The 5,552-nt window shown below is 30.7% G+C and carries 6 protein-coding genes; all 6 read right to left on the reverse strand.

All coding sequences use genetic code 11. The features are described 5' to 3' along the window. Positions 1-70 precede the first annotated feature (70 nt). Positions 71-274 carry a hypothetical protein gene (locus tag ACW9JY_RS10235; RefSeq protein ID WP_457284295.1) on the reverse strand — a complete coding sequence of 68 codons (204 nt, stop codon included), beginning with the start codon at positions 272-274 and terminating at the stop codon, positions 71-73. 101 nt (positions 275-375) lie between these two features. Beyond that, positions 376-510 carry a hypothetical protein gene (locus ACW9JY_RS10240; RefSeq protein WP_457284296.1) on the reverse strand — a complete coding sequence of 45 codons (135 nt, stop codon included), beginning with the start codon at positions 508-510 and terminating at the stop codon, positions 376-378. A gap of 31 nt (positions 511-541) precedes the next feature. After that, positions 542-1,438 (reverse strand): ABC transporter transmembrane domain-containing protein, encoded by an 897-nt coding sequence (locus ACW9JY_RS10245; RefSeq protein WP_457284297.1) that lies wholly within the window; start codon positions 1,436-1,438, stop codon positions 542-544. Between the two features lie 95 nt (positions 1,439-1,533). After that, positions 1,534-2,940, reverse strand: coding sequence for a radical SAM/SPASM domain-containing protein (locus ACW9JY_RS10250; protein WP_457284298.1), 1,407 nt, complete (start codon positions 2,938-2,940; stop codon positions 1,534-1,536). A 220-nt stretch (positions 2,941-3,160) separates the two neighbouring features. Next, positions 3,161-3,613 (reverse strand): hypothetical protein, encoded by a 453-nt coding sequence (locus ACW9JY_RS10255; protein ID WP_457284299.1) that lies wholly within the window; start codon positions 3,611-3,613, stop codon positions 3,161-3,163. Between the two features lie 441 nt (positions 3,614-4,054). Beyond that, complete coding sequence (locus ACW9JY_RS10260; protein ID WP_457284300.1) at positions 4,055-5,320, reverse strand: hypothetical protein; 1,266 nt, start codon at positions 5,318-5,320, stop codon at positions 4,055-4,057. Positions 5,321-5,552: the final 232 nt, after the last annotated feature.

The following is a 5,552-nucleotide window of genomic DNA, read 5'->3' on the forward strand; positions in this document are numbered from 1 at the left end:
GTAGAGCAAATTTGGGCTATTTATATATAATCTTATATTCAGATCTTCATCTAATACGAATATTTCCGCTTCACCTTGAATCTATAAAATACACTATGCCGTTCTCTGACAAAAGATACACATTACCTTTTTCAGTAACTATATCCAATATTTCGTTTTCATTGTCATGTAGATTAACAACAAAGCTTTCATCGAATTCTAAACTCACAGAAAAAGTGAAGGTGATCGAAATCAAAATAAACATTATCAAAAATTGCCCTCTCAACATTTTCATTTTTTTTCTTCCTTTCTTTATATTTCATACAAAAATGAATTTCTTATAGGGAAGAGAAAAATTTCCTCTTCCCCTATAATAATAAATTACTTATCTTCCTTTTAACCAACGTATACCATAGTAGCTAAACCAATCAGCATAAGTGCGGACCAACCTCCTAATAAACAAAAACTACAAATAAAACATCCAGCACAATCGACTCCCTCAATGATGTATTCGGGGTTCAGATTATTCATATTTTCATTCACCTCCTCGTACAAGTGTTTTTTAATTGCCTTCAAATATACATTGATAAAGTATTACAGAGTTTAGACAAAAAATTATGTTAAAATCAAGCTCGATAATTTTTGATATCTTTTTCAAGTCCGTTCCATTAACCAATATCTTACCATCATAGTTGTTATAAAACCCTAAAAGCAATCTTATTATCGTCGATTTACCGCTTCCATTTGGACTCTTTAAAAGTATTTTACTACCTTTTTTGGCATTTAAATCAAAGTTTTCTATCACATAATCATTACCATCCGGATATTTAAAGCTTACATTTTTCATCTCTATCTCATTTATTTGGTTTAATTCTAATTCATCACCAGTTTCTTCCTCTTTTTGGTATTTGAAGAAAAAATTTCTGATTCTTTCCAATGTAACGAAGGCTGGTTGGATAGTCAACATCGTTGCGTTCCAATTTAAAACAGGGGCATATAATTTCGAAAAATAACCTGCGAATGCCATATAGGTACCAATAGAGATATTTTCATTTAGAACAGCACTTCCTCCAACGTATAGCAAAAATACACTTGCAAGAGAAGAAAAAAGTGTCAATAACTCCGTTCCCCCTGACATCGAGATTCCCCTTTTTATCATCGTCTTTGCAAATTGCTCACTCGCTTGGTTTATCTCCTTTACCTGTTTTTCTTCTATGCCAAGTCTTTTTATTTCTTCTCCACCTAAAATCGCTTGATGCAATTTCCCACTGTACATTGCACCTTTTTCAAGAGAGGCATGGGTGAATTTTTTAAGAGATCTTCCAAAGATTTTTGTTACTATACCGAATACAGGAACCGTTAAAAGTAATAGAATAGTGAGCTTAAAGTTCATTGAAAACATAATAAAAAGAGCACCTACAAATTCAAAGATGCTTATGATCGCTCTTAGAGTATTCATTGAGAAAAGTGAGTACAATTAGCATAATCACGCCCAAGATAAAAAGCCATATTCTCCTCTTTGTATATTTAAAAACAAAACCCAAAGTACCGAATTTACTTAAGGCCATTTTTATCTCCTCTATTTGGTACTTTTACTTTTAAAAATTCTATATACGAATCATTCATCCACTTGCATTTATCAATATCCATCAATCCATCTTCAACCGCTTTTCTAGCTCTTAAAATACAAGGCCAACAGAAATGGAGTAACTCACAATCACCGCAAATTTCCCTATTGGGAGGAACAATTTTAGAATAGAAAAAAGTTTCTTCTTTGTGATTCTCAAAAAATTTCGTTGGGTTATCAGGATCAATTATTCCAATAGCGTCTCTTTTTGGATTTGACATAACACATGGTCTCACAGTAAAATCAGGACCAACGGTGAAGTTTTTCCAACCGGCTCCACAATTTTTTGAATGCTTCAATAGATCCCCAGATTCTTCTTGTACTATGGGTATAATTCCTTCGTATTTTTTTATTACTTTGTTCCCTTCTTCAAAAAGTTTTAGTGCATATTCCTCTTTCCATTCGATATCTTTCCCTTTTCCAAAAGGAAGTGATGCAGAAAAGGTGAAAAATCTTGCACTTAAATTCACACATAATTCCGCGGTCTTATCTAAATGATCAATATTTTCAGGTGTTACCACCATCGCCACTCTAACAATGAAATTGTGGTTCACTAATTTTTTGATGTTTTTAACAGTAGATTCCCAAGCCCCTTTTTTGCCCCTAAATTTATCATGATATTCTGGATCGTAACTATCTAAGCTAACCCCCCATATAATCTTATCTGCATGTGGTTCCAACTCTTCCATTGAATTTGCTGGAAATTTAACTCCATTGGTTAGCACTCCAACCGTTATACCTCTTCCCAAGATATACTTTACAATCTCTGTAAAATGCGGATGTAAAGTAGGCTCCCCACCAGTTATTTCAACCATAGATAGAGTTTCTTTATTCAATTTTTCAACCATTACTTTTAATTTTTCTGAATCAATAAAAGTGCTTTTCCTTATATCTTCTCTTCTATAACAGTATTTACAATTTAAGTTGCATCCATCGGTTAGTTCTATTGACATATGTAAAGGTAGAAAAAAGTCTTTTGTTCCTCTTACATCTAAACCATCAACAGAAGGTTTATCGACCAAACTCACATGATTTCTTTCAATGGCTCTAAATAAAAATTGCCTAATTTTATCGTCATTTGAAAACATTTCAAATATTTCTTTAAGTGATTTACTGCCATCGCAAAGTTTAAACAATTCCACAGCATCGTGATTTATAAAAGAAGAAGCTTGTTTCAGAAACAAACCTTTTTCAATATTTTCTTTTCCATCTATTTGAATTATTCTATCTCTTTTCTTCATATTATCTGAATTCACCTGTAAAACACCATATGTTGGGAATTCTAAAAGTTTGTAATAATTATTCAAAACTACGTATTTGTTGATATCATACATCTTTATTCTCTCCTCCAAAAACCCGAAAGACTTGGTAAAAGACATGTAATACACCCAAGACAAGAATAACAAACTTCCGACTCGGGAGAAGCATAATCTGGATTTAATGTGGGTTCCATTTCTTTCACCTCCTTCTCTTTCACTTTCTCCCTTTTCTGAATAGAAAAGACCTAAAAACCTAACAAACAATTAACCAATTCCTAAAAAATAACAATCTGGATTAAAATTTAGAACCAAATCCAAATCCCCCTCTATAATCAACATTCCATTCAGGATAAAAAATGAAACCCGGTGCTACTTCTATAAAGAAAAATATCGTTTCTTCAGGTGAGTCCTGGTTGTAAGTTAAAGGGAAATACATACCCCAATTAATTGAATTTTCTTCGGCTTCAAATTTTACAGAAGCTCCATAACTAAAAAAACGACCCTTTTTGCTATAAGAAGCATAATTTGGAGTAGTGAATTCTAAATCTCCGTCAATTCGTAAATAATCAGAATTCGTCCAAGTAAGAGTAAATCCTATAAAACTGGATTCTCCAATATAGGTTCTCATATAAACCGCTGCTGGTTTTTCAGTTACTTTTCCAATTTTTATTCCCAATCCAAAATCATCAGAAAATACAATCATCGATAAAACGCTAAAAAAGATGATCAAAATAACCTCTTTTTTCATTTTTATTCCCCCTCTTTTTTTATTCTTCTGACTTTTTGCTTGTTGAAATAATTTTATGGTTCTTATCTTTTCACTACAACCATTTTAGTGATATTAAAATCCCAATTAAGCATTTACTCTACTTCTTCTACAACACTTACAACCGTCTTGAGTGCTACTCCATTTGTTGATTCTGTACCATTTCTCCGCCAAAAACAAATATACCCCCTAACACCAGAACAGTGACCAACAAAACAATAAAAATTTGGTTCTCTTCCAAAAAGTATGGGTAGAAAAAATGAAATATGAACAAAGGATTAAATAATATGGTTTCATTCTGAAAAACACAAAATATATCATGCTTGATATTCGATGAGAAAAGAGCAACCCAGCATAAGATACAGTTCAAAGGTGCAAGCAACACTTAAACTTATTCCAATATGAAAAATATATTAGAGGGTACTAATTTTGTTCCTCTTTTTCGTTGGTAATTAAATTATATTTCTTTTCTAACGTATTAATTTCACATTCCATAAGGAAACAATAATATGCTAAATTACCCTTTGCATTTAGAAGAGAAGAGTAAATCATTAAATAATCTGATATGAGTTTTAAATCATTAGGATAACGAGTTAATAAATATTCTAATTGTTCTAAATTCATAGAATAGATTTCAACAGATGATTCCCATTTATCGATATTATTTTGAATATTATAAATATTCATTATTTGATTGTTATTTTGCTCTTCCACTAATAGTCTTAAATCGTCAATATTCTTCTGCGGTGGGGAAGAGGATATAGTTTTGAAAGATATTCCAACAGAAAAACCACTTGAGAGGTTATAAGATATATTTGGAGATAAAGAGAAGAAATCCCCCACATTAAAAGTATTTTCAAGATTTAACGAATATGAAATATTTGGATCATCGAATGTATATGAATTTCTGTAAGTTAAATTGGATGATATACTGGGAGCATTGGTATAATATTTTGGCGCCAATGTGATATAATAATATTCATTAATTTCTTTTATCATTTGAACAATGTAATCAATGGATATTGAATTATTGTAAGAGTTCAAAAAGTATTGTATATAATTATCTAGGTTTAATTCTGACAACTTTTCAGCTTCTATGGGAATAATCTTCAAATTAGTTGCTCTTTTTTCACTCAAATCGAAGGAGTTATTAATATCATCAAAATTAGCCATGTATTGAGAAATCATTACTTTTTTGCTGAGGTATTCTTCATAACTCATCAATTTTTCCTTGTAATCTTTTTCTAACTTAGCAGATTCTTCTTCAAAATAAGAATAGTAATTTTGATAATTTTTTAATATTTCTCCTTGAATGAAGTAATTCATAAATGACAAGAATACAGAAATTATGAGTTCTTGTTTCACATTTATTTCTTGAAATTTTGATTTGATAATTTCTTTCTCTTTTTCTTCTTTTATCTTCCTCATATACAAGACATCTCTTAAGTCCTTAGAAATATTTATACTATAGTCGTTTTGATTAAAAGTGAAAGTTGCTGATGGAATGGCATTAAAATTAATTAATTGTTCTTCCAAGATTAGCTGATTCACTTGATTACTGAAGGTTCTTTTGTCATAAGTGTCTAGTGCTTTAACATGTTCTTCAATTACACAATAGATGTTAGAGGAATTAGCTAAAAGAAATAAGCTTAGCAAAATATACATCAAAAACATGACTTTTCTTCTCATAATGTTCCATCTCCTTTCTTGAAGAAAGGTTGCATGTGAATACAAATTAAATATTTTATTTTTTTGCTCAACCTTAACTACAAGCTATTTTTTATTTCTTGTATTTTTGTTATTCATCTTTTAGTTTTTCTATTATCGGTAAAGTTTGATATATTTGGTAGTTTTCTTTAGTAACTAATATTAAAAATCCTCTGTGCGCCAATAATTTTATCGGTTTCTCTGTAAATGGTTC

Source organism: Petrotoga sp. DB-2, assembly GCF_054051725.1.

Bases quoted from the DNA above. Each gene is read 5' to 3' on its own strand.
- ACW9JY_RS10255 (WP_457284299.1), bottom strand. From the start codon at position 3,613: ATGAAAAAAGAGGTTATTTTGATCATCTTTTTTAGCGTTTTATCGATG.
- ACW9JY_RS10235 (WP_457284295.1), bottom strand. From the start codon at position 274: ATGAAAATGTTGAGAGGGCAATTTTTGATAATGTTTATTTTGATTTCG.
- ACW9JY_RS10250 (WP_457284298.1), bottom strand. From the start codon at position 2,940: ATGTATGATATCAACAAATACGTAGTTTTGAATAATTATTACAAACTT.
- ACW9JY_RS10245 (WP_457284297.1), bottom strand. From the start codon at position 1,438: ATGAATACTCTAAGAGCGATCATAAGCATCTTTGAATTTGTAGGTGCT.
- ACW9JY_RS10260 (WP_457284300.1), bottom strand. From the start codon at position 5,320: ATGAGAAGAAAAGTCATGTTTTTGATGTATATTTTGCTAAGCTTATTT.
- ACW9JY_RS10240 (WP_457284296.1), bottom strand. From the start codon at position 510: ATGAATAATCTGAACCCCGAATACATCATTGAGGGAGTCGATTGTGCT.